The sequence below is a fragment of the Kribbella sp. NPDC056861 genome (assembly GCF_040687575.1).
GTDB lineage: Bacteria > Actinomycetota > Actinomycetes > Propionibacteriales > Kribbellaceae > Kribbella.
Window position 1 is genome coordinate 586,228 of sequence record NZ_JBFBNQ010000005.1, and the last position, 22,809, is coordinate 609,036.

The window sequence follows — 22,809 nt, forward strand, 5'->3', positions numbered from 1 at the left end:
CGACGTGAGCCCTCGAATCGCACTGGCGAACTCCGCCGATCATGCCGACCTGCACCCTGAAGAGCTGCCCCTGGTGGCTGCACTGCAGGCCGCCGGCCTCGACCCGGTGACCGAAGTCTGGTCCGACCCGTCGGTCGACTGGTCGGCGTACGACGCGGTGCTGCTGCGCGCGGTCTGGGACTACCACCACCGCTACCTCGAGTTCACCGCCTGGCTCGACCAGCTCGACAAGGCCGGCGTCAAGGTGCTCAACGACTCCGACCTGGTCCGCTGGAACGCCGACAAGCGCTACCTGCTGGAACTGCGCGAGCGCGGTGTCGCGATCGTCCCGTCCCAGGTCGCCGCCGGCGCCTGCCTGCGCGAGGTCGTCGCCGGGCTGGACGGTCAGGAGATCGTGATCAAGCCGACCGTCAGCGCGACGGCGCGGCACACCGTTCGCGGTACGGCGGGCTCCGCCGAGCTCAGCACCGCGATGGACGACCTGCCCGACACCGTGTACCTGGTGCAGCCGTTCCAGCCGGAGATCCAGAGCGAGGGCGAGTGGTCGCTGATCTTCCTCGGCGGCGAGTTCAGCCACGCGGTACTGAAGCGCCCGGCAGCTGGTGACTTCCGGGTGCAGAACGACTTCGGCGGCACCTCCGAACTGCTCGACCCGCCCGCCGTCGTACTCGATGGCTCGCTCGAGGCGCTGGCAGCGGCCAACACCCGTCGCGCTCCCGTCTACGCCCGCGTCGACGGCATCGTCAGCAACGGCCGCTACCTGCTGATGGAGCTCGAACTGATCGAGCCCTACCTGTTCCTGCCGCTGGCCGCCGACTCGGCCACCCGCTTCGCCACCGCCGTCGCCACCCGGGTGCACCAGGTGCCGGTGAAGGCATAGTGCAGTAATTCAGTGGACTAACTCTCAAATAGTAAGACGCGCCCCGGAGCGGGGTCTTGTCGACATAGCGTTCGGGTTATGAGGCCGACCCTGACAGTGATCGCAGACCCCGCGGACCGCTGGATGACCAAGGCAGCCTGTGTCGGACAAGCATCCTTGTACGACGAGTCTGCGACCCATTGGGAACAGCGCAAGGCGCGTGAGCTCTGCTTGACCAGTTGCCCCGTCATCGACCAGTGCCACGAGTGGGCGCGCCGGGAGAAGTTCACCGGCACCGCCGCCGGCCAGCGGCTCCTCTACGGCCGCCGCCGCGGCCACCCGGAGTCAGCCGCCAGCTAGCACGGCGTACTGCGCGGCTCAGCTCTTGTCTTCGCGCATTCCCAGCAGCAGCGTGACCTCGACTGTCTCGTCGTACGGCGCGTGGCCCTCCAGCGCGCGCCCGACCTGCTTGGCGAAGTACGAGCGCTGGTCGAGCGGCGGCAGCAGGTTCACCGGCAAGGCGGAGTAGACGCCGCCGATGATGCGGTCGAGGTCGAGTACGTCGGTGTAGCCGAACCGGCTCTGCTTCACGGTGAAACCTGCGGCGGCGAGGCTCTCGGCGTACCGGGTGCGGCTGTCTTCGTCCGTGCCGCAGGTCGCGGTGACCTCGGAGTCGAGCCATAACTCCAGGTGCCGCCGCAGCGCGCGCGACCAGTCGCTGTCCTGCAGCCACAGCGGCGTGCCGTTGGTGACGACGGCTACACCGCCGCCGGGCCGCAGCAATGGGTACAGCTCGTGGAACAGCGTGTCGTGGTCCATCCAGTGCAGCGCCTGGCCGATCGTGACCGCGCCGAGGCTCGTCTTGCCGAGCAGCGTGCCGAGCATCGGTACGTCCGTGTCGGCGCCGACCATCCAGCTGAGGTTGCTCCGGCCGGTCGCGACCCGGCGGGCCTCGGCGAGCATGTCGGGCTCCGGATCCATCCCGATCACGGCGCGGACCCGCTCGGCGAGCGGCAGCGCGAGCTGGCCCGTGCCGCAGCCCAGATCGACAACGACGTCGTCCCGGGTCAGCTCGAAGGCGTCGACCAGCCCGTCGATCACCTCGGCCGGGTACCCGCGCCGATAGCGCTGGTAGAAGCCGGCCACCTCGCCTCCGAAGCCCAAGTCCACCACTCCACTGTGTCAGCCCACCGTCTGGAACGTCAGACGAACGCGACCGTCATCCGGTTTCCCGCGGTCGCTACTGTCTGGTTCATGCCGAGTCTCGAGGACATTCGCCGCGCCGCCGCCGGGCTCCGGGGGCGGATCCATCGCACCCCGATGATCGAGTCGTCGGCGCTCGACGAGCAGTTCGGCGGGCGGCTGACGCTCAAGGCGGAGCTGTTCCAGAAGACCGGGAGCTTCAAGGTCCGCGGCCTGCTCACCAAGACGCTCAAGCTGACCGCCGAGGAGCGTGCGCGCGGGGTCGTGACCGTCTCGGCGGGCAACGCGGCCGGAGCCCTCGCCTGGGCGGCGCGCGATGCCGGCGTGCCGGCGACCGTGGTGATGGCGAAGACCGCAGTACCGGCCAAGATCGCGGCGGCTCGTGCGTACGGCGCTCAGGTGGAGCTGGTCGAGGGCGATCTGATCGGGGCGTACGAGTCGATCCGGGACGAGCGGAAGCTGACCGGGGTGCATCCGTTCGACGATCTCGACGTGATCACCGGGCATGGCAGTCTCGGGCTGGAGTTGCTCGAAGATCGACCGGACCTCGACACGGTGCTCGTGCCGGTCGGGGGTGGCGGGCTGATCTCGGGGGTCGCGCTCGCGGTCAAGCTGCTCAGGCCTGGCATCCGGGTGATCGGGATCGAGCCGGAGACTGCTGACGTAGTCAGTCGCAGTCTGGCGGCTGGTTCGCCGCAGAAGTTGCCGACGGCGCGGAGTGTGGCCGACGGGCTGGCTGCGCCGGTTTGTGGGACGGAGAACTTCGCGATCATCACGCAGTACGTCGATGAGGTGGTGCGGGTGAGCGAGGCCGCGCTGATCGAGGCGACGAAGCTCGTGATGTCCCGTACCAAGCTCGCGGTGGAGCCTGCGGCGGCGGCGCCGTTCGCCGCGTTGCTGGAGGGCAAGGTCGAGCTGAACGGCCTGACTGCCGCCGTAGTCAGCGGCGGCAATCTGGACGTCGGGAAGCTGGCTCTCTGACCGGTACGGCGTAGCCCGCCGTACCGGGTGGAGGCGCGCCGTCCCCGGCTACACGTGTGCTGGATCGAGTCTTCGGGGTGGCAGATCCGAGATGACGCCGTCACCCGGGTCGTTGACCAGGTCGCCCTGCCTGACCGGATCGTTCTCCGGCAGCAGGATGTCGCGGGCGACGACCAGCATCAGCCACAGCGTGCCTGCCATTCGCAGTACGACGGAGAGCCAGTAGATCTTGTCCGGCTCGTCAGGCGCTCCGGGCGCCAGGAACTGGGCCAGGTGCAGCCAGACCATCATCCAGTAGAACGACTCACACGCCTGCCAGATCAGCCAGTCCCGCAGCTTCGGCCGGGCCAGCGCGACCAGCGGCAGCAGCCAGAGCACGTACTGCGGTGAGTACACCTTGTTGACCAGCAGGAACGCGGCGACCACCAGGAACGCCAGTTGCGCGAACCGCGGCGGCCGCGGTGCCATCAGCCCGAGGATGGCGATCGACAGGCAGAGCCCGGCGAAGATCACGATGTTCAGCTGGTTGACGTCGGCGACCTCGTGCTTGGCGAGCTTCAGCACGTACCAGATCGAGCCGTAGTCGCTCTCCCGCTCGTCGTTGAACACCCAGAACGACAGCCACTCGTTCTTGGCCAGCAGGTAGATGGGCGCGTTGACCAGCCCCCAGCTGAACGCGGTGGCCACGACAGCGAGGAACCACTGCCACAGCTTGCGGCCGCGCAGGCAGACGATCAGCAGGGGGCCGAGCAGCAGGAACGGGTAGAACTTGGCGGCCGTACCCAACCCGAGCAGGATGCCGAACCAGATCGGTTTGCCCCGCGACCACGCCCACATCGCGCCCGCCGTCAGGACGACGGCGAACAAGTCCCAGTTGATCGTGGAGGTGAAGGCGAGCACCGGCGCGGCAGCGACGTACAGGGCAACCATCGGCTGCCCACGGGCCCCGCCTGGCAGCTTCGAGACTCCTCGTGCGGTGGCCATCGTGAGGCCGACCAGCAGCAGGGTGCAGAGGAAGAGCAGCGCGACGTTGACCACGAAGAAGACGCCGGCCGTGTCGCGCTTCTGCTCAGCCGTGATGTCCTGCTTCGGGTCACCGGTGATCACCCAGGTGATCTGCGCCGCGACTTCCATGAAGCCACCGGTCAGCACCGGGTACTCCAGCACCGGGTAGTTGCCGGTGTCGAGGAACGGCCGGTTGCCCTCGGCGAAACCGCGCTCCTGGTACAGGTAGCCGATGTCGGAGTAGCACAGCGCCTTGAACGGCCGCCAGCTCTGCCGATCCCAGCCGGCGTCCATACACGGCGCCTTCTGCAGTACTCCGAGCGCGAACGTGATCGTGCACACCGCCAGCGCGATCCGCAACGGCGTCCACCAGGACGAACTGAGCCGGGCAAGCCTGCCGGAGGGACCCCCGAGGCCCACAGTGAGCCCCGCAACCGCCGGTTCGACCTCAGGCCGGCGTGGCTGTGAGTCCTGGGCACGTGGTGGCGTCACGGTGGCCATCGTCTCCTATCCGCTCGACCGCCTGGCAGGCGGCGCCCGCCAGGTTACCCAGGTTGCCCTCCCTAATGCGTCATCCGGTCCGGTACTACGCCCGCGCGTCCTCCGCCGCTCGCTCCTCCGCCGCTCGCTCCTGCGTCGCTCCCAGCTCCGGATGCTCCCACCCACCCTTGGTGCCGCTCCTCCGTCGCGGGCGGGTGCCCGGGTGCGGGCTGTCTTCTACCGTGGGCCGCGCGTACTGCGCCCGCGCACCCGCCGCCGCTCGCTCCTCCGTCGCTCCCAGCTCTGGGCGCTCCCACCCACCCTTGGTGCCGCTCCTACGTCGCGGGTGGGTGCCCGGGTGCGGGCTGTCTTCTACCGCACTACCGCCTCAACGTGTGGACCGCCCCGTCAGCGAGCTGCAGGAACTGCCCAGCCGCGCGGTGATGGTGAGTCGGCACAAACCCCGGGACCTCGTCGACCAGCTTCCCTTCAGTAAGCTCCCACACCGACAAGCCGGCCTCGGCCGAACTGAACAGACTGGTGCCGTCGCTGAAGAAGCGGCCGGCCGGACCTTCGAACGTCAGGACTTCGGCGGGCGACGGCACCTTCCAGCCCTCCTGCAGACCCCGCTGGCTGACGTCGAAGATCCGAGCGCCGGGCCGCATACTGAGGTCGGAGATGCCGACCCCTTCGACGGCCACCCTGACCGAGTCGATCCAGACCATCGGGTGATCCCAGTAGTACTCCCGATCGCACAGCTCGACCCTGGTCGGACCGTCCTCGGATTCCCACACGTTGTTCCCGATCCAGCGTTCGAGATCCCAGACTGCCGGGAACCCGATCGGATGCCAGACCCAGCCGTCATCGAGCACCCAGCGACTGTCGGGGCTCACGTACAAAGCGCCGTGGAAGTAGTCGAGGTCATGTTCCGGCGTCACCTCGCTACCGTCGTACACCCGACTCGGTCGGTCGGTGAGCAGCTTCCCGGTCTGTGGATCGGAGACGTCCAGCCGGTTCCACTCGGTGCGGTGGATGACGACGTCCCGCCCGTGGCTCCGCCCGAAGGCCAGCGAGAACGGCACTGTCTCGAGATCGTTGTGCTCATTCTCCAGCACCATCGTGACCTCGCCCGCCCGCAGATCGAGCACCTCGCCGAAGTGGCCGTAGTCGTTGACCACCGCCGCGAACGCGCCGTTGCCAGACGCATGGAGATGCCTGCGAAGCTCCTTGTCAGGCCAAGGGTCGTGATCGGGCTCCGGCGCAACGGTGGTGATCCCGACCAGCTCGTGTTCGCCGGTACCGAGGTCCCATCGGCTGATCCTGCCGTCCTCCGCCAGCACCAGCCACACGGGCCGGCCACGATCTTCCACCGGCGCGAGATCGACAACCACGCCTAGATCGCTTGGTACCAACAGCTCCTGGACGCCGTCACCGGGCATGGTTCTCCTCTACTGGATCATCCGCGGCCTTCACCCACCGCAGTACCAGGATGACTGCCGAGAGGGCGAAGCCGGCGTCGCGACCAGCCTTCCGCAGCTCAGCCGCCGCCGTGACGAAGCAAGAACTCCGTCTCTGGGTCCCGACCCAGAGTGGGGTCAGCAGGCGCATCAGGGTCGTGAGTAGCGATGGTGTCCTCGAGCCTCACCGCGGCCGGCAGGTGCTTGTACTTCTCGGCCGCCGGCTCTTCCTGCTTGGCGGGCATGGGATCGGTCATCGGCGCTCCTCCGGAGAGAACAAGTCTGGTGGCAGATAGACGCTCCGCAGCGCGACTTTGTTCCGGAGTGGAACGGCGAGGCGGCGCTGATACAGGGATCAAGACACCGCCTCGCCGGGTTCGTAGGAGACCGCGTCAAGGGTCGTGAGGACCTTGGCTCCCGTCGCGGCCTCGAAGTTGTCCTTGATGTGGGTAGGAGCGCCGAGGACGGCGAGGTGTAGCAGGCTGGGAAGAAGAACGACCTCGACCTTGTCGAGGACGACCGCCCGGATGAACCGCTCGAAAGCGGCAGGAGCCGTCTCGATGTCCTCGACGAACACGGCAGCGAGTTCGAGACCGGTCGCCTCGGCAAAGTACGCAAGACGTTCCTCGGCGCGACTCAACTCCGAGTCGACCATCAGGAGGTGCTTTCGCAAGTATGCGTACGCCCGCTGACGCTCGGCTTTCGGCTCACCATCGGGACTCATGTGTTCGACCGTATTGAGGGCGTACACCTGGCTGCTATCGAGTTGCGGCAGGTTGCTAACTCACTTCGTCGATCACGTTGAGGATCAGCCGGCGCGCGTCATGGCCGTAAACGGCCGATCCTCGAAGGTGGTCGAACATTCTGACGTACAAGTCGATCTCCTGAGGTTGCGAGACCTCGATGCTCGCGGTCGGCGTCTCCAACTTCACCAGCGTGTCGTCGAAGATCCAGAAGCCCGCCGATCCGATGACGTCCCGAGGCGTCATTGCCGGAACGATGCCTAACGCAACATTCGGCAGGCTCATGATCGAAAGCAGACGGTCGAGTTGCCCGCGCAGCACCTCGGCGTCTCCCAGCGTGGTTCGCAGGCAAGCCTCCTCGAGGACGACGGAGAAGGTCTTCGCGCCGTCGTACAGAGCGGACTGCCGGTCCAGTCGGGCAGCGACCGACTGATCGAGATCGTCGCGTGCCACTCCGAGGAAATTGAACCAGAACGGCAGCATCGCCCGGATGTAGCCGGCGGTCTGGAAAAGGCCGGGCATGACATTGTGCTCGTAGATGCGGAACTGGGTGGTGCGCTCATAGAGCGGAACTGGTGAACGCATCAACTGCTTCAAGCCGGTACGAGTCCGATGGCGAAACTCCAGGTACATCGATTCGATCGAGCGCGCCTGAGCGATCAGATCGGCAGCCTCGCCCGGCGCGGAACACTCAGCACACCACGTACGAATGTCGGAGTCGGTGGGCCGCTGGACGCCGTTCTCGATCTTGCTGATTCGCGTGAAATGCCAAGCCGTCGCGGCCGCCAATTGACGAGCGGTCAGACCGGCATCGAGACGCAGCGTCCGAAGGCGCCGGCCGAGAGCTTCCTGCGCCTTCTTTGCGGCGCTATTCGGGCTGGTATTCACGATGCGGCACGGACATCGCCCACACCTGTTCGAAGGCAGTGCGACACCGGTCGACGTCCGCCGGATCGGTGGACAGCGTGAGGGCGTTGTTCAGTCCTGAGCCGGCGTAGTGCATGAAGACGACCGACTCGTCATCGAGCACGTAGAAGTCGTTGCCGGGAATGCAGATGGACGACACCGATCGGCGCGGTACCCAGCGAATGTCCTCACCTGCGTCGACCATCGGCCCGATCAGAGTGTGCGCCCAGCGCTGGTAGTCGCTCAGTGGCTCCGAGACGATCTTGGCCCGGCGTACGGTCCGGCCTTGCTGAACGTGGCCCCGCACTTTGTCGCACCACCCTCGCAGCCAGTCCAGATCGTCCGGCTCGCCTGCTGCCCACTTGGCCATGTGCGGGAGTTCGGTCTCGGTGCCATAGGCGTCCCGAGTTTCAAGGTGCACGGCGCTTCGCTTGATCGACGCGGTCAGCTCTTGGAACTCGCTGTAGGTGACTTCCTGCACGATCCTCCTACGCGGTGAAGAACGGGATCATTCGGTCGGGAATCTCGACGACCGTCTCGCCCTCGGGCACGTTGAGCGCGCTCAGTGCGTCGGGATCGGTGACTACCCAACCTTGTACGACCCAACTGCCGCGGTCGGTCTTGTAGAGGGTCGGCGAGTTGTCGGGAATCGACTCGGGATCACCGGCGACGAGCGTGAGACGCATGGAGACCTCCTGCTAGGTGATTACGTTCTGTTGCTCATGATCACCCTCTGCTTGCAGCATGGTTGCGGTCAAGAGGTGTTGCGCGATGTTGCGAGCTCAGCTCAGCCGGGGCAGCTTTGCGTGGCGGTTGACGTCCTTGTAGATCAGGTAGCGGAACGGCGTAGGTCCGCCCGCATAGCAAGCCTGCGGGCAGAAAGCTCGTAGCCACAGGAAGTCGCCGGCCTGGACCTCGACCCAGTCCTTGTTCAACAAATACACCGCCTTGCCTTCGAGGATGTAGATGCCGTGTTCCATCACGTGGGTCTCGGGGAACGGGATCACTCCGCCGGGCTCGAAGGTGACGATGTTGACGTGGAAGTCGTGCCGGACGTCGAGGGGGTCGACGAAGCGTTGGGTGCGCCAGCGGCCTTCGGTGCCGGGCATTTCGATGGCTTCAACGTCGGACTCGTGGGTGACGAACGCAGGTGGCGTCTCGATGCCTTCGACCGGCTCGTAGGCCTTGCGGACGAAGTGGAAGGTCGCCACACGGTCGGTGGTGTTGCGGAGCGTCCAGTCGGCGCCGGGTGGGAGGAACGCGTAGCCGCCGGGGGCCAGGTCGTGCTTCTCGCCGCCGACGGTGAGGACCAGGTCGCCGGAGACGACGAACAGCACCGCCTCGGCCCCGGGGTCCGTCTCCGGCTTGTCGCTGCCGCCGCCGGGCGAGACCTCGACGATGTACTGCGAGAACGTCTCGGCGAACCCCGACAGCGGACGCGCGATCACCCACAGCCGGGTGTTCTCCCAGAACGGGAGCTGGCTGGTGACGATGTCGCGCATCGTGCCGCGCGGCAGTACGGCGTACGCCTCGGTGAAGACGGCGCGGTCGGTGGTCAGCTCGGTCTGGGCGGGCAGGCCGCCTTGCGGGGAGTAGTAGGTCATGCGTCGGCTCCTCGGGATAGCAACCGGCCTCGCGGCTCGGTGAAGATGTCGATGGGTCGGCCGCGCAGCCAGGTACTGCGGACCACTCCGGTCAGCGAGCGTCCGGCGTACGGCGTGATGTTGTTCTTGTGGTGCAGCGCGTCGGCGTCCACGACGAACTGCTCGTCGGGCGCCAGGACGGAGAAGTCGGCGTCGAAGCCGATCGCGATGCTGCCCTTGTGCGGCAGCCCAACTTGAGCGGCCGGCGCCTGGCACATCCAGCGAGCGACGTCGACCAGGGTGAAGCCACGCTCGCGTGCCCCGGTCCACACTGCCGACAAGCCGACCTGCAGCGAGGCGATCCCGCCCCAGGCCGCGCCGAAGTCTCCAGTGTCGAGCAGCTTGAGATCCGCGGTCGACGGCGAATGATCCGACACCACCAGATCGATCACGCCGTCTCGCAAGCCTTCCCAGAGCAGCTCCTGGTTGGCGGCCTCGCGGATCGGCGGGCAACACTTGTACTGCGTACCGCCGTCCGGAATCTCCTCGGCCGCAAACGTCAGGTAATGCGGGCAGGTCTCCGCACTGATCCGTACTCCGCCCGCGCGCGCCTGCGCCAGCATCGGCAGGACCTCCGCGCTCGACACGTGCAATATGTGCACCCGGCAACCAGTACGCCGGGCCAACTCGATGACCTGGGCAACAGCTGCGTTCTCCGCCTCGCGCGGCCGGGACCCCAGGAATCGCTGGTAGCTCGTCCCGTCCGGCGCCGGCGCATTGTCGATCCGATGCGCGTCCTCGGCATGCACGATCAGCAGCCCGTCGAACGAACTGATCTCGCGCATCGCCGCCTCGACCCCCGCCTGGTCCAGCGGCGGAAACTCGTCGACCCCCGAGTGCAGCAGGAAGCACTTGAAGCCGAACACCCCGGCCTCGTGCAATGGCCGCAACTGGGCGACGTTCTCGGGGATCGCGCCGCCCCAGAACCCGACGTCGACGTACGCCTGGCTGAGCGCGGTCTTGCGCTTGACCTCCAGCGCCGGGACGTCGCAGGTCGGCGGGATGCTGTTGAGCGGCATGTCGACGATCGTGGTGACCCCGCCCGCGGCGGCCGCGCGAGTGGCGCTGGTGAACCCTTCCCAGTCGGTGCGCCCGGGATCGTTGACGTGGACGTGCGAGTCCACCACGCCTGGCATCAGCACTTCGTCGTCGGCCAGTTCAATACCGACCAGGTCTGAGTCGTAGGGCTCGAGAGCCACGATCCGGCCGTCCTTGACCCCCACCACCCCAGGCACCACACCCGCGGTACTGACGATCCGGCGGGCCCGGATGACGAGATCCAGCGCGGTCATACGACGCCCCTCTCCGTTGTGCTCATCGTAGGTCGGCCGCGATCTGTTCACCGAGCGATCGCAGCAACGGGGTCGGATCTGCAATACAGCGCTGTACGTCCGGCTCAAGATCGGTCAGCGCGTACGCCCGGGCGATCCCGGCGGCCTGCAGTTGCTCAGCGTCGAGCGTGTTGGTGCCACAAACAGCTACCACCGGTACGCCGCCTGCCGCGCCGGCCGCAGCAACCCCGGTCACTGCCTTGCCCCGCAGAGTCTGCTCGTCGAGCCTGCCCTCCCCTGTGACGAGAAGGTCAGCTCCCCGCAACTGCTCCCGCAGCCCGGCGAGCTCAAGCACCAGCTCGATCCCCGGCCGCAGCTCCGCGCCGAGCAACGCGAGCGCCGCAAACCCCACTCCCCCAGCAGCCCCCGCTCCCGGCGCATCCCGAAGGTCCCGCACAGGCTCGACGCCCAGGTCCAACGCAGGCTCGACGCCCAGATCCGACCCACGCCGACCGCCCAGCTCGCCCCCAACCGTCCGTGCCACAAGATCAGCCCAGCGCCCCAAAGCCGCGTCAAGCAGCTCAACCTCCACCACCCCGGCCCCCTTCTGCGGCCCATACACAACCGCCGCCCCAGCCGCACCGGTCAGCGGATTGTCCACATCACAAGCAACCACAACCTCCACCCCCGCCAGCCGCTCCCGCAGCCCACCCAATTCCAGCGACTCAGCACCAACCAGCCCAGCACCACCCTCGGCAACCTCATCACCCCGCGAATCCAGCACCCGCGCCCCCAGCGCCCGCACCAACCCGGTACCACCGTCAGTACTCGCGCTCCCACCAACCCCAAGCACCACCCGCCTGCACCCAGCATCGACCGCCGCAGCCACCACCTCACCCACACCCCGCGACGACGCGCTCAGCGGAGCAAACCTCCCACCCGGCAACCGCACCAACCCACAAACATCAGCCAACTCAACAACAGCCGTGTCACCAAGCCGAGCAAACCCGCTCCACACCGGCGCTCCGGTTGGCCCGGAGGCCACCACCGGCACCAACTCGAACCCGGCCGCCACAGCAGCAGCCAGCGTTCCGTCCCCACCATCAGCCACCGGCACCCATTCAACTGTCACGTCCGGCCGGGCCCGCAGTACGCCGTCGCGTACCGCGGCCGCCACCTCCGCACTCCCCAGCGACCCCTTGAACTTGTCCGAGGCAACAACCACCCGCACCATCAAGCGACTGGCTCGAACTCGGTCACCGCGTCGATCTCGGTGCCCATAGCAACATTCGTGACGCGCTCCAGGATCACCTCGACCACCACCGGCACCCGGAACTCGTCCAGCAACCTCTTCGCCTTCTCCAGCGCCGGCAGGATCTCGTCGGGATCGGTCACCCGAACCGCCTTGCAGCCAAGCCCTTCGACAACCTTCACATGATCAACGCCGTACCCATTGAGCTCGGGACTGTTGATGTTCTCGAACGACAACTGCACGCAGTAGTCCATCTCCAACCCACGCTGCGCCTGCCGGATCAGCCCGAGGTAAGAGTTGTTCACCACCACATGGATATACGGAATATTGAACTGCGCTCCCACCGCCAGCTCCTCGATCAAGAACTGGAAGTCATAGTCGCCGGACAGCGCCACGACCAGACCGTCCGGGTCAGCCACAGCAACCCCGAGCGCAGCCGGCACCGTCCACCCCAGCGGCCCAGCCTGACCAGCATTGATCCAATGCCGCGGCCGATACACATGCAACATCTGCGCCGCCTGGATCTGCGACAACCCGATCGTCGACACGTACCGCGTCTCCGGACCGAACGCCCGATTCATCTCCTCGTAGACCCGCTGCGGCTTGATCGGCACCTCGTCGAAGTGCGTCTTCCGCAGCATGGTCGCTCGTCGCTCCGCACACTCCGCGACCCACGCCGACCGGTCGGCCAACTTCCCCGCGGCAGCCCACTCACCGGCAACCTCGACGAACATCTCCAGCGCGGCCCGGGCATCAGACACGATCCCGTACGACGGTGCCAGCACCCGCCCGATCTGCGTCGGCTCGATGTCGACGTGCACGATCGTGCGCCCCTCGGTGTACTTCGCGACCGATCCGGTGTGCCGGTTCGCCCACCGATTCCCGATCCCGAGCACGAAGTCGGACGCCAGCATCGTCGCGTTCCCGTACCGGTGCGAGGTCTGCAGCCCGACCATCCCGGCCATCAACGCATGGTCGTCCGGAATCACACCCCAACCCATCAACGTCGGCACCACCGGCACCCCGACCAATTCGGCGAACTCGACCAGCAAAGCAGCGGCATCCGCATTGATCACCCCACCACCCGCAACGATCAACGGCCGCTCCGCCAAGTTGAGCAGCGCGAGAGCCTTCTCAGCCTGAGCCCGCGTCGCGGCAGGGCGGAGTACCGGCAGTGGCTCGTAGGTGTCGATGTCGAAGTCGATCTCGGCCAGCTGGACATCGATCGGCAGATCGACGAGCACCGGACCGGGCCGCCCCTCCCGCATCACCTGAAACGCCTTCTGGAACGTCCCCGGCACCTGCGCCGCCTCCATCACCGTCACCGTCCACTTGGCCACCGGCTTGGCGATCGCGGCGATGTCGACAGCCTGGAAATCCTCCTTGTGCAGCTTCGCCACCGGCGCCTGGCCGGTGATGCACAGGATCGGGATCGAGTCGGCCGAAGCGGAGTACAGGCCGGTGATCATGTCGGTGCCGGCGGGACCCGACGTACCGACGCAGATCCCGATGTTCCCCGCCGCGGCCCGGGTGTAGCCCTCCGCCATGTGCGAGGCGGCCTCGACGTGGCGGGCCAGCACGTGCTTGATCCCACCGTGCTTCTTCATCGCGCTGTAGAAGGGATTGATCGCGGCCCCCGGCAACCCGAAGGCCTGCGTCGCCCCTTCCTTCTCCAGAATCAGTACTGCGGCGTCAACCGCGCGCATGCGGGCCATCAGACCGTCGCCTTTCCGGAGAGCCGCTCCACACCGCGGAGCAGAGCAGAGTGGTCGAGCCCGCCATCACCGTTCGCCCGCGCCGAGGCCACCAGCTGAGCGACCAGCGCCCCGAGCGGTACGACGACGCCCGCCTCGCGAGCGGCAGCGGTGACGATGCCCATGTCCTTGTGGTGCAGATCGATCCGGAAACCAGGCTCGAAGGACCGCGACAGCATGTTCGCCTTCTTCTGCTGAAGCACCGCCGACCCGGCCAGCCCGCCGCCGAGCACCTCCAGCGCGGCCGCGGTGTCGACGCCGTACGCCTCCAGGAAGACCAGCGCTTCGGCTACCGCCTGGATGTTCGCGGCAACGATCAACTGGTTAGCCGCCTTGACGGTCTGACCCGAGCCACTCGGCCCGACGTGCACCACAGTCTTGCCGACGGCATCGAACACCGGCTTGGCGATGGCGAAGTCGTCCGCCTCCCCGCCGACCATGATCGACAGCGCGGCGTTCTTCGCACCGGCCTCACCACCGGAGACCGGCGCGTCGAGCATCCGGAAGCCGATCGCCCGCGCCTGCTCGGCGAGCTGCTGGGTGACATCGGGCCGGATGCTCGAGAAATCGATGATCAGCGTGCCGGTCTCGGCCAGCTGGAAGACCCCGTCGTCGGCACTGAGCACCTGCTGCACGTCCGGCGAATCGGGCACCATCACGCAGATCACGTCGGCACCCTTGACCGCATCGGCCAGCGAGCTCGCACCCCGGCCACCTGCCTCGGCCAGCGCCGCGTAGCGCTCGGGATTGTGATCGAAGCCCGCGACGGCGTGACCGGCGTTGGCGAGGTGGACGGCCATCGGGTTGCCCATGATGCCGAGGCCGATGAAGGCGATGTTGGTCATCTCTGTCTCCTAGGAAGTAGGCAGGCCGCGACGCTCGCGCGGCAGCCAGCCGAAGCTGTCGTTGGTGGTGGTGGACGGCTTGTACTCCAGCGCGACCCAGCCGGCGTAGCCGTTGCTTTCGAGCGCGGCGAGCTGCCGATCGAGCGGGAGCGTGCCGGTACCGGGCTCGTTCCGGCCGGGTGCGTCGGCGATCTGCACATGCGCGATCCGGTCGGTGTGCTCGGCGATCACCCGATCGACGTCGTCGCCGTTGACCGCGAGGTGGTAGAGATCGGCGAGCAACCCGAGATTCGGCACCTGGACCCGGTCGATGACGGCCAGTACGTCGGCAGCGGTCCGCAGCGGATACCGCTCGGCTCCACTCACCGGCTCCAGCAGCACCGTCGCATCAATTCGAGCAGCAGCGCGAGCCGCCAGCCCGAGATTCTCGACCGCCAGCTCGTCCGAAGCGTCTTCGTCCCGGTTGCCGTACAGCGCATTGAACGCCCGGCATCCAAGCCGCTCACCGATACCGATCGTGGCCTCGACGTTGTCCCGGAACTCACCGGCCCGCTTCGGTGACGACACCACCCCGCGATCCCCCGCCGGCATGTCCCCGGCGAAGAAGTTGAGCCCGACCAGCTGCACACCGGCGTCCTGAACAGCGCTCACGAACGCCTCGGCCTCGCGATCGGACGGCACCGCCGCAGCGAACGGCCACCAGAACTCGACCGCCTCGAAACCCGCCTCCCGGACCGCCGCCGGGCGCTCCAGCAGCGGCAGCTCGGTGAACAGGATCGAGCAGTTCACGGCGTGGCGCAGCGCGTGGCTCATGAAATCCTTCTCTCGTAATTCCGCATTGTGGAAACTTGCTTCTGCTATGCAGAAATGACCATAGGATGCTCTCCAGGAAGCCGTCAAGCGCTGACCGCAAAGCCCGAACGGGCCCGGCCGGCGCCCTGCCGGCTGCTTCGCGCGCGCGGGCTCGCGTTGTACGTTCCTCCAAGGACCAGTCGGATCCCCGCACCGGCCAGAGGAGGCGCAGATGCTGCTCTCGGAGCTGTTCGAACCCCCGGTACTACGACTCCGCCTGCTGCACGCGGCCCGCGGCGCCTACGACCGTCCGATCGGCCGGCTGATCACCACCGACCTGCTCGAACCGGGCAACTACCTCAACGGCGGCGAACTGGTCCTGACCGGTCTGGTCTGGCGGCGCAGCGCGGCCGACAGCGAGACCTTCGTGGCCTCGGTCGCCGAGCGTGGCGCGACCACGATCCTGGCCGGCGCCGCCCTGCTCAACGGGATCCCCGACGACCTGATCGAGGCCTGCCGCCGCCACCAGGTCACGCTGGTCGAAGTACCGACCGAGGTCGCTTTCGCGGACGTCACGGAGTACGTCGCTGCTGCCGGGTCGGCCGACACCGGCGCCCGGTTGTCCGCGAGTCTGGTTCGTCAACGTCAGCTGCTCTCCGCGATGGCTTCCGGCCGCAGTCTGGACGAGCTCACCGCCCGGATCTCCACCGAGATCGGCCACGACTGCCGCGTCATCACGTCCACCGGGCGGCACGTAGTACCGGGGCCTGGGCCGCTCGACGACGACACCCTGGACGCGATCACCCGGCGGTTCCTGACCGCCGATCGCACACCTGCCGTCGCCGACGCGGCCGGTACGGCGTACAGCCTGTTCCCGATCGGTTCCGGTCTGGGCAATCGGCTCACCGCCTGGCTGCTGGTCGTCGAGGGCGACCACACCCAGTGGTCCCGCGCTCATGTCGAAGCCCTGCAGGAGTTGTGCGCGATCGCTGCCCTCGACCGAGTACGCCGCGACGAGGGCCGCCTCGCGTTACGGCCGCTGGTTGCAGACGCGTTGGCCCTGGTCGAGTCCGGCGGCTCGCAGACCGAGGTCGCCACCCGCCTACGCCAGGCCGGCGTGCACTCCGATCGGCCGATGGCTGTGGCGGTGGCCGAGCTTCGGGACGACGGCCCGCTGGAGATCGCGCTGACGGTCCTCGAGGACGTCGCGCTGACGGTCGGACCGGCCGTGGTCGCCACCGGACGAGACGGACTGCTGGTCGCGTTGCTGCCATCGTCACCCGAGCTGCCGGCCCTTCTCCGTAAGGCGTTCGGCCGCATCTCTCCCGGTCTCGCCAAGGCCCGGCTCGCGGTCGGCATCAGCGGCGAGACCACCGCCGACGCGCTGACCGGCGCACTGGAGGAAGCCCGGTTCGCCCAGCGCGCTGCCCAGGCCGGCAGAGGCCGCGTTTCGGTGGTCACCTCGGACGAGGTCGCCTCCCATGTCCTGCTGCTCGCGACGGTCCCGGACGACGTACGGCGTACCTATGCGCACCGGGTACTCGGGCCCGTCCTCGAGCACGATCGCAAGACCCGAGCTGACCTGATCGCCACCCTGGACGAGTTCCTCACCTGGTCGGGCTCGTGGTCACGCACAGCGGAGTCGCTGCACCTGCACGTGAACACCGTCCGGTACCGGATCGAACGCATCGAGCAACTGACCGGTCGCGATCTGTCGCAGTTCGAGGACCGGGTGGACGTCTTTCTCGCCCTCAAGTCGCTCTGACCCGGCTCTTTTGGAGGATCCTCCAAAACCGGGCGCGCCGAACCGCGCCAAGTTCGGAGGTTCATCGGGTGCACTGGCGCCTCGTCTCGGCCCAAGCTGTCGTGCAGGTCAGATCCGCCGCGACCCCTTGGAAGGTGCCAGATGAAGGCAAAACCGAGCCGCGCCACCCGTCATCCCGTCGACGAGGTGCTGTCGCCTGGACGGCTCGCCGTGTACGGCACCCAGCACGTGCTGGCCTTCTACGCCGGCGCGGTGATCGTCCCGATCCTGCTGGCGAACTCGATCGGGCTGACCACCGAGCAGCTGGTGCACCTGATCAACGCCGACCTGTTCACCTGCGGGATCGCCTCGATCATCCAGTCGGTCGGCTTCTGGAAGGTCGGCGTCCGGCTGCCACTGCTGCAGGGCGTGACGTTCACGGCGGTCTCGCCGATGATCGCGATCGGCCTGGCGGCCGGTGGCGGGACCAGCGGCCTGCTGGTGATCTACGGCGCCGTCCTGGTGGCCGGACTCGCCACCTTCTTCATCGCGCCGTTCTTCAGCCGGCTGATCCGGTTCTTCCCGCCCGTCGTCACCGGCTCGGTGATCACGATCATCGGTCTGGCGCTGCTGCCGGTGGCCGCCGGGGACGCCACCGGCGGGGCCGGGCCGACCTCGGACCCGACCAGCGGCAAGAACCTCGCCTACGCGCTCGGAACGCTCGCCCTGATCGTGCTGATCCAGCGGGTCTTCAAGGGCTTCATGGCCACCGTCGCGGTACTGGTCGGTCTGGTCGTCGGCACCCTGGTCGCCTGGGCCTTCGGCGACGCGCACTTCGGCGCGGTCGGCGACGCGGCCTGGGCCGGGGTCACCACACCCTTCTACTTCGGCTGGCCGAAGTTCTCGATCGCCGCGATCATCTCGATGGTCGTCGTCATGCTGATCACCGCGGTGGAGACCACCGGCGACGTGTTCGCGACCGGCGAGATCGTGCAGAAGCGGATCAGCCGCGACGACATCGCCCGGGCGCTGCGGGCCGACGGCCTGGCCACCACCATCGGCGGCATCTTCAACTCCTTCCCCTACACGTGCTTCGCCGAGAACGTCGGCTTGGTCCGGCTCACCCGGGTGAAGAGCCGCTGGGTGGTGGCGACGGCCGGGGCGATCATGATCCTGCTCGGCCTGGTCCCCAAGGCGGGCGCGATCGTGGCCGGCATCCCGCACCCGGTACTGGGCGGCGCCGCGCTGGCGATGTTCGCCACCGTCGCGGTGGTCGGCTTCCAGACCCTGGCGAAGGTCGACTTCCACGACCACCGCAACGTCGTCATCGTGGCGACCAGCGTCGGCCTGGCGATGTACGTCACCGCCCAGCCACAGGTCGCGCAGGCCGTCCCGGACTGGGCCGAGATCATCTTCGGCAGCGGCATCACCCTCGGCAGCCTGACCGCAATCGGGCTGAACGTGCTCTTCCACCACGTCGGCAAGGACTTCGGCCCCGCGGTCGCCGGGCAGCCGAAGGGCGCCGGCCTGATCCGGCTCGACCAGGTCAACAAGATGACCAAAGCCGAGTTCGTGGAGACCTTCGGCGAGCTGTTCCAGGGCCCGACCTGGATGGTCGAGCGGGCCTGGGAGATGCGGCCGTTCGCCGACACCCACGCGCTGCGGCGGTCGTTCCAGGAGGCTCTCTTCTCCGGCTCGCCCGAGGAGCAGCGCTCGCTGATCGGCTCCTACCCGCAGCTCGGTTCGCAGTTCGTCGCCGACGGCCTCAGCGGCGAGGCGTCGCTGCGCGACCAGGCGACCCGCGGCCTGACCTTCCTGGCCGAGCCCGACCGCGACGAGCTGGCCGCGATCACCGCGGCGTACAAGGAACGGTTCGGCTTCCCGCTGGTGATCTCGGTCCGGGACGCGGAGTCGTTCGACCGGATCGTCGAGCAGGGCCGCGAGCGGCTCGGCAACTGCGAGAACCAGGAGCACGCCGCCGCCCTGCTGGAGATCGCGAAGATCGCCGGCTACCGGTTCGACGACTTCCTCTCCGACGCGAACCCCATCCACAGTGCGAGGACCCGCTGGAGCAGCAAGCCATGACCACGATCAAGGTGAACGGCCAGAGCGCCACCCTCGACGGCGTACCCGTCCACACCACCGTGCTGGACTGGCTCCGCGACCGCGGCCTGACCGGCGCGAAGGAGGGCTGCGCCGAGGGCGAGTGCGGCGCCTGCTCCGTCCTCGTCGCCCGCCCCGGTCTCGAGACCCCGACCGAGTGGACCGCCGTCAACGCGTGCCTGCTGCCGGTCGCCTCCCTCGACGGCCAGGAGATCGTCACCTCCGAGGGGCTCGGCAAGAGCAACGCGCTGCACCCGGTACAGCAGGAGATGGCGGTCCGCGGCGGCTCCCAATGCGGTTTCTGTACTCCGGGCTTCGTCTGCAGCATGGCCGCGGAGTACTACCGCCCCACCCGCACTGCAACCGAAGAACACGAACACGAACATGGTCCGAATGGCTTCGACCTTCATGCGCTGAGCGGCAATCTCTGCCGCTGCACCGGCTACCGCCCGATCCGCGACGCCGCCTACGCCCTCGGCGAGCCGCCCACCGACGACACCCTGGCCGCCCGCCGCTCCACCCCACCCCCTCCCCCGGCGACCACGCAACTGCTTGTCGACGGCAACGAGTTCCTCCGCCCCGCCCGTCTGACCGAAGTACTAGAGGTACTAGCTGAGCGACCAGAAGCACGACTGGTAGCCGGCTCCACCGACGCCGGCGTCGAGGTCAACATCCGCGGCAACCGCCCACCCCTCGTCATCGCCGTGGACCGCCTCGACGAGCTCCGGGAGTTCGACTTCACAGCCACCGAGGTCCGGATCGGCGCCGCTCTCACCCTCACCGAGATCGAACGCCGGCTGGCCGGACGGATCCCCCTCCTCGCCCAACTCTTCCCCCAGTTCGCCTCACGACTGATCCGCAACGGCGCCACCATCGGCGGCAACCTCGGCACCGGCTCCCCCATCGGCGACACCCCGCCCGCACTGCTCGCCCTCGACGCCGCCCTCGTCCTGGCCTCCACCCGCGGCGAGCGGACCATCGCGCTAGCCGACTACTTCACCGGCTACCGCGAGACCCTCAAGGCGCCCGACGAGCTGATCCGCACCATCGTCATCCCGTTGCCCTTGGCACCGATGACCGCCTTCCACAAGATCGCGAAACGCCGCTTCGACGACATCTCCAGCGTTGCTGTCGGCTACAGCGTCGAGGTGATCGACGGCACCGTCCGCGAAGCCCGGATCGGCCTCGGCGGAGTCGCCGCCACCCCACTGCGCGCCCGCGCCACCGAGGACGCGCTGACCGGCCAACCATGGACCGAGCGAACAGTCCGCGAAGCAGCCGCAGTACTGGCGGCCGAGGGCACCCCGATGGACGATCACCGCGCCAGCGCCTCCTACCGCTCAGCGATGCTCGGCCAATCCCTGCTCCGCTTCTACGCCCAACACCTCGCCGCGGAAGGAGTCAGCGCATGAGCCACCTCTCGCAACGTCCCGAGCACGGCTCGGTCGGCCTGCCGTTGCCGCACGAAAGCGCAGCTTTGCACGTCACCGGCGAGGCGCTCTACACCGACGACCTCGTGGTCCGCACCCATGGCATCCTGCACGCCTGGCCCGTCCAGTCACCCCACGCCCACGCGCGAATTGTGGCGCTCCGCGTCAAGCCCGCGTACGACGTACCAGGGGTTGTCCGGGTCCTGACCGCCGAAGACGTGCCGGGGATCAACGACGCCGGAGTCAAACACGACGAGCCGCTGTTCCCGTCCGAAGCGATGTTCCACGGCCACGCGATCTGCTGGGTGCTCGGCGAGACCCTGGAGGCAGCGCGACTCGGCGCCACAGCCGTCGAGGTCGAGTACGACGAACTGCCGTCGCTCATCTCGGTCCGCGAAGCAATTGCCGCAGGCAACTTCCAGGGCACCGGCCGGCATCTGGAGAGCGGCGACGTCGAGGCAGCACTGGCGTCGGCACCTCATGTGTTCCAAGGTGAGTTCGAGTTCGCCGGGCAGGAGCACTTCTACCTGGAGACCCACTCGGCGCTGGCGCTGATCGACGAAGGCGGCCAGATCTTCGTCCAGAGCAGCACCCAGCATCCGTCCGAGACGCAGGAGATCGTCGCGCACGTGCTCGGTGTCGCCAGCCACGCGGTGACCGTGCAGTGCCTGCGGATGGGCGGCGGGTTCGGCGGCAAGGAGATGCAGCCGCACGGCTTCGCCGCGATCGCCGCCCTCGGCGCGACGCTGACCGGGCGGCCGGTGCGGCTGCGGCTCAATCGCACCCAGGACATGACGATGTCGGGCAAGCGGCACGGCTTCCACAGCGAGTGGCGGGTCGGCTTCGACGACGACGGGCACCTGGTCGCGCTCGACGCGACCCTGACCGCCGACGGCGGCTGGAGCCTAGACCTGTCCGAGCCGGTGCTTGCCCGGGCGATGTGCCACATCGACAACGGGTACTCGATTCCCAACGTCCGCGTCGACGGCCGGATCGCCAAGACGAACAAGACCTCTCAGACAGCCTTCCGGGGCTTCGGTGGGCCGCAGGGCATGCTCGTGATCGAGGACCTGCTCGGCCGCTGCGCACCGCTGCTCGGGTACGACGCGATGGAGCTGCGGCGGCGCAATCTCTACCAGCCGCTGGACAGTGCGCCGTACGGGATGCCAGTTCGTCATGCCGAGCGGCTGGAGGCGTGCTGGAGCGAAGTGCTGTCGACCGGCGACATCGCGCAGCGTCAGCTGGACATCGAGCAGTTCAACACGACCCACGTGAACACCAAGCGCGCGGTGGCGATGACGCCGGTGAAGTTCGGGATCTCGTTCAACCTCACCGCCTTCAACCAGGCCGGTGCCCTGGTGCACGTCTACAAGGACGGCTCGGTGCTGATCAACCACGGCGGTACCGAGATGGGCCAGGGGCTGCACACCAAGATGCTGCAGGTCGCGGCCACCACCCTCGGCGTCCCGCTGGCTCGCGTCCGGCTGGCGCCGACCCGGACCGACAAGGTGCCCAACACCTCGGCGACAGCGGCCAGCTCAGGGGCCGACCTCAACGGCGCGGCGATCAAGAACGCCTGCGAGCAGATCCGCGAACGTCTCGAACAAGTTGCCGGCGGCAAACTCGGCATCCCGCCGCAGGACGTCCGCTTCGTCGACGGGACGGTCCACGGCCTGACCTTCGACAGCCCGAGCCTGACCTGGGAGGAGGTCGTCAGCGCCGGCTACTTCCAGCGGGTCCAGCTGTGGGCGGCCGGCTTCTACCGCACCGAGGGACTGCACTGGGACGCCAACGCGATGCGCGGCGAACCCTTCAAGTACTTCGCGTACGGCGTTGCCGCGGCCGAGGTCGAGGTCGACGGCTTCACCGGCGCCTACACGTTGCGGCAGGTCGACATCGTGCACGACGTCGGCGACAGCCTCAGCCCGCTGATCGACATCGGCCAGATCGAGGGTGGTTTCGTCCAGGGCGCCGGCTGGCTGACGCTGGAGGACCTGCGCTGGGACGAGAGCGACGGGCCGAACCGCGGCCGGCTGGCCACGCAGGCGGCCAGCACATACAAGCTGCCGAGCTTCTCCGAGATGCCGGAGGTCTTCAACGTCCGGCTGCTGGAGAAGGCGCATGAGGACGGCGCGATCTACGGCTCGAAGGCGGTCGGCGAGCCGCCGCTGATGCTCGCCTTCTCCGTCCGCGAAGCGCTCCGTCAGGCCGCTGCAGCCTTCGGTCCGGCTGGGACCTCCGTGGATCTCGGCTGCCCAGCCACCCCGGAAGCCGTCTACTGGGCCCTCGAAAGCGCTCGCACCTCCCATCAGCTGAGCGGAGTGTGACGACCGACATGGAA

21 protein-coding genes are annotated in these 22,809 nt (G+C 67.9%); 7 read left to right on the forward strand and 14 right to left on the reverse strand.

Features of this window, described 5'->3' with window-relative positions:
* The first annotated feature begins 4 nt into the window (after positions 1 to 4).
* Both AB0P21_RS27015 and AB0P21_RS27020 read left to right on the forward strand, forming a co-directional pair.
* Entirely contained in the window at positions 5 to 880 is an 876-nt protein-coding gene (locus tag AB0P21_RS27015) for a hypothetical protein (RefSeq protein ID WP_363699998.1), read from the forward strand.
* Positions 881 to 958: 78 nt separating this feature from the next.
* A complete protein-coding gene (locus tag AB0P21_RS27020; protein WP_363699999.1) occupies positions 959 to 1,219 on the forward strand; it encodes a WhiB family transcriptional regulator in 261 nt (86 codons plus the stop codon).
* A gap of 18 nt (positions 1,220 to 1,237) precedes the next feature.
* Here AB0P21_RS27020 and AB0P21_RS27025 read toward each other — a convergent pair whose 3' ends face one another.
* On the reverse strand, positions 1,238 to 2,029 hold the full coding sequence (locus tag AB0P21_RS27025) for a class I SAM-dependent methyltransferase (protein WP_363700000.1): 792 nt from the start codon (positions 2,027 to 2,029) through the stop codon (positions 1,238 to 1,240).
* Positions 2,030 to 2,113: 84 nt separating this feature from the next.
* Here AB0P21_RS27025 and AB0P21_RS27030 point away from each other — a divergent pair, with 84 nt between their 5' ends.
* On the forward strand, positions 2,114 to 3,043 hold the full coding sequence (locus AB0P21_RS27030) for a threonine/serine dehydratase (protein ID WP_363700001.1): 930 nt from the start codon (positions 2,114 to 2,116) through the stop codon (positions 3,041 to 3,043).
* Positions 3,044 to 3,091: 48 nt separating this feature from the next.
* Here the strand turns inward: AB0P21_RS27030 and AB0P21_RS27035 are convergent, their stop codons facing one another.
* From AB0P21_RS27035 to AB0P21_RS27095, 13 genes are all read right to left on the reverse strand, one after another.
* Entirely contained in the window at positions 3,092 to 4,549 is a 1,458-nt protein-coding gene (locus tag AB0P21_RS27035; protein ID WP_363700002.1) for a glycosyltransferase 87 family protein, read from the reverse strand.
* A 359-nt stretch (positions 4,550 to 4,908) separates the two neighbouring features.
* Complete coding sequence (locus AB0P21_RS27040) at positions 4,909 to 5,967, reverse strand: hypothetical protein (protein ID WP_363700003.1); 1,059 nt, start codon at positions 5,965 to 5,967, stop codon at positions 4,909 to 4,911.
* Between the two features lie 98 nt (positions 5,968 to 6,065).
* Complete coding sequence (locus tag AB0P21_RS27045; protein WP_363700004.1) at positions 6,066 to 6,242, reverse strand: hypothetical protein; 177 nt, start codon at positions 6,240 to 6,242, stop codon at positions 6,066 to 6,068.
* 98 nt (positions 6,243 to 6,340) lie between these two features.
* A complete protein-coding gene (locus AB0P21_RS27050) occupies positions 6,341 to 6,709 on the reverse strand; it encodes a hypothetical protein (RefSeq protein ID WP_363700005.1) in 369 nt (122 codons plus the stop codon).
* Between the two features lie 55 nt (positions 6,710 to 6,764).
* Positions 6,765 to 7,616: a helix-turn-helix transcriptional regulator gene (locus AB0P21_RS27055; RefSeq protein ID WP_363700006.1), complete on the reverse strand. Its 852-nt coding sequence runs from the start codon at positions 7,614 to 7,616 to the stop codon at positions 6,765 to 6,767.
* Entirely contained in the window at positions 7,597 to 8,115 is a 519-nt protein-coding gene (locus AB0P21_RS27060; protein WP_363700007.1) for a DUF6879 family protein, read from the reverse strand. The genes AB0P21_RS27055 and AB0P21_RS27060 overlap by 20 nt, the downstream gene beginning before the upstream one ends.
* Positions 8,116 to 8,122: 7 nt before the next feature.
* Positions 8,123 to 8,320, reverse strand: a complete 198-nt coding sequence (locus AB0P21_RS27065; RefSeq protein WP_363700008.1) for a hypothetical protein — start codon at positions 8,318 to 8,320, stop codon at positions 8,123 to 8,125.
* Positions 8,321 to 8,416: 96 nt separating this feature from the next.
* Positions 8,417 to 9,238 carry a bifunctional allantoicase/(S)-ureidoglycine aminohydrolase gene (locus AB0P21_RS27070; protein ID WP_363700009.1) on the reverse strand — a complete coding sequence of 274 codons (822 nt, stop codon included), beginning with the start codon at positions 9,236 to 9,238 and terminating at the stop codon, positions 8,417 to 8,419.
* Positions 9,235 to 10,569 carry an allantoinase AllB gene (gene allB / locus AB0P21_RS27075; protein ID WP_363700010.1) on the reverse strand — a complete coding sequence of 445 codons (1,335 nt, stop codon included), beginning with the start codon at positions 10,567 to 10,569 and terminating at the stop codon, positions 9,235 to 9,237. Before allB ends, AB0P21_RS27070 begins: the two co-directional genes overlap by 4 nt.
* A gap of 22 nt (positions 10,570 to 10,591) precedes the next feature.
* Positions 10,592 to 11,782: a glycerate kinase gene (locus AB0P21_RS27080; RefSeq protein WP_363700011.1), complete on the reverse strand. Its 1,191-nt coding sequence runs from the start codon at positions 11,780 to 11,782 to the stop codon at positions 10,592 to 10,594.
* Entirely contained in the window at positions 11,782 to 13,515 is a 1,734-nt protein-coding gene (gcl, locus tag AB0P21_RS27085) for a glyoxylate carboligase (RefSeq protein ID WP_363700013.1), read from the reverse strand. The genes AB0P21_RS27080 and gcl overlap by 1 nt, the downstream gene beginning before the upstream one ends.
* Complete coding sequence (locus tag AB0P21_RS27090; protein WP_363700014.1) at positions 13,515 to 14,399, reverse strand: 2-hydroxy-3-oxopropionate reductase; 885 nt, start codon at positions 14,397 to 14,399, stop codon at positions 13,515 to 13,517. The genes gcl and AB0P21_RS27090 overlap by 1 nt, the downstream gene beginning before the upstream one ends.
* A 9-nt stretch (positions 14,400 to 14,408) precedes the next feature.
* Positions 14,409 to 15,212, reverse strand: coding sequence for a TIM barrel protein (locus tag AB0P21_RS27095; protein ID WP_363700015.1), 804 nt, complete (start codon positions 15,210 to 15,212; stop codon positions 14,409 to 14,411).
* Between the two features lie 211 nt (positions 15,213 to 15,423).
* On the opposite strand from AB0P21_RS27095, the gene AB0P21_RS27100 reads away from it, so the two are divergent.
* From AB0P21_RS27100 to xdhB, 4 genes are all read left to right on the forward strand, one after another.
* Complete coding sequence (locus AB0P21_RS27100; RefSeq protein WP_363700016.1) at positions 15,424 to 16,956, forward strand: helix-turn-helix domain-containing protein; 1,533 nt, start codon at positions 15,424 to 15,426, stop codon at positions 16,954 to 16,956.
* A 141-nt stretch (positions 16,957 to 17,097) separates the two neighbouring features.
* Positions 17,098 to 19,020 (forward strand): 2-oxo-4-hydroxy-4-carboxy-5-ureidoimidazoline decarboxylase, encoded by a 1,923-nt coding sequence (gene uraD, locus AB0P21_RS27105; protein ID WP_363700017.1) that lies wholly within the window; start codon positions 17,098 to 17,100, stop codon positions 19,018 to 19,020.
* Complete coding sequence (locus AB0P21_RS27110) at positions 19,017 to 20,450, forward strand: FAD binding domain-containing protein (RefSeq protein WP_363700018.1); 1,434 nt, start codon at positions 19,017 to 19,019, stop codon at positions 20,448 to 20,450. Before uraD ends, AB0P21_RS27110 begins: the two co-directional genes overlap by 4 nt.
* Positions 20,447 to 22,795 (forward strand): xanthine dehydrogenase molybdopterin binding subunit, encoded by a 2,349-nt coding sequence (xdhB, locus tag AB0P21_RS27115; protein ID WP_363700019.1) that lies wholly within the window; start codon positions 20,447 to 20,449, stop codon positions 22,793 to 22,795. The genes AB0P21_RS27110 and xdhB overlap by 4 nt, the downstream gene beginning before the upstream one ends.
* Positions 22,796 to 22,809: the final 14 nt, after the last annotated feature.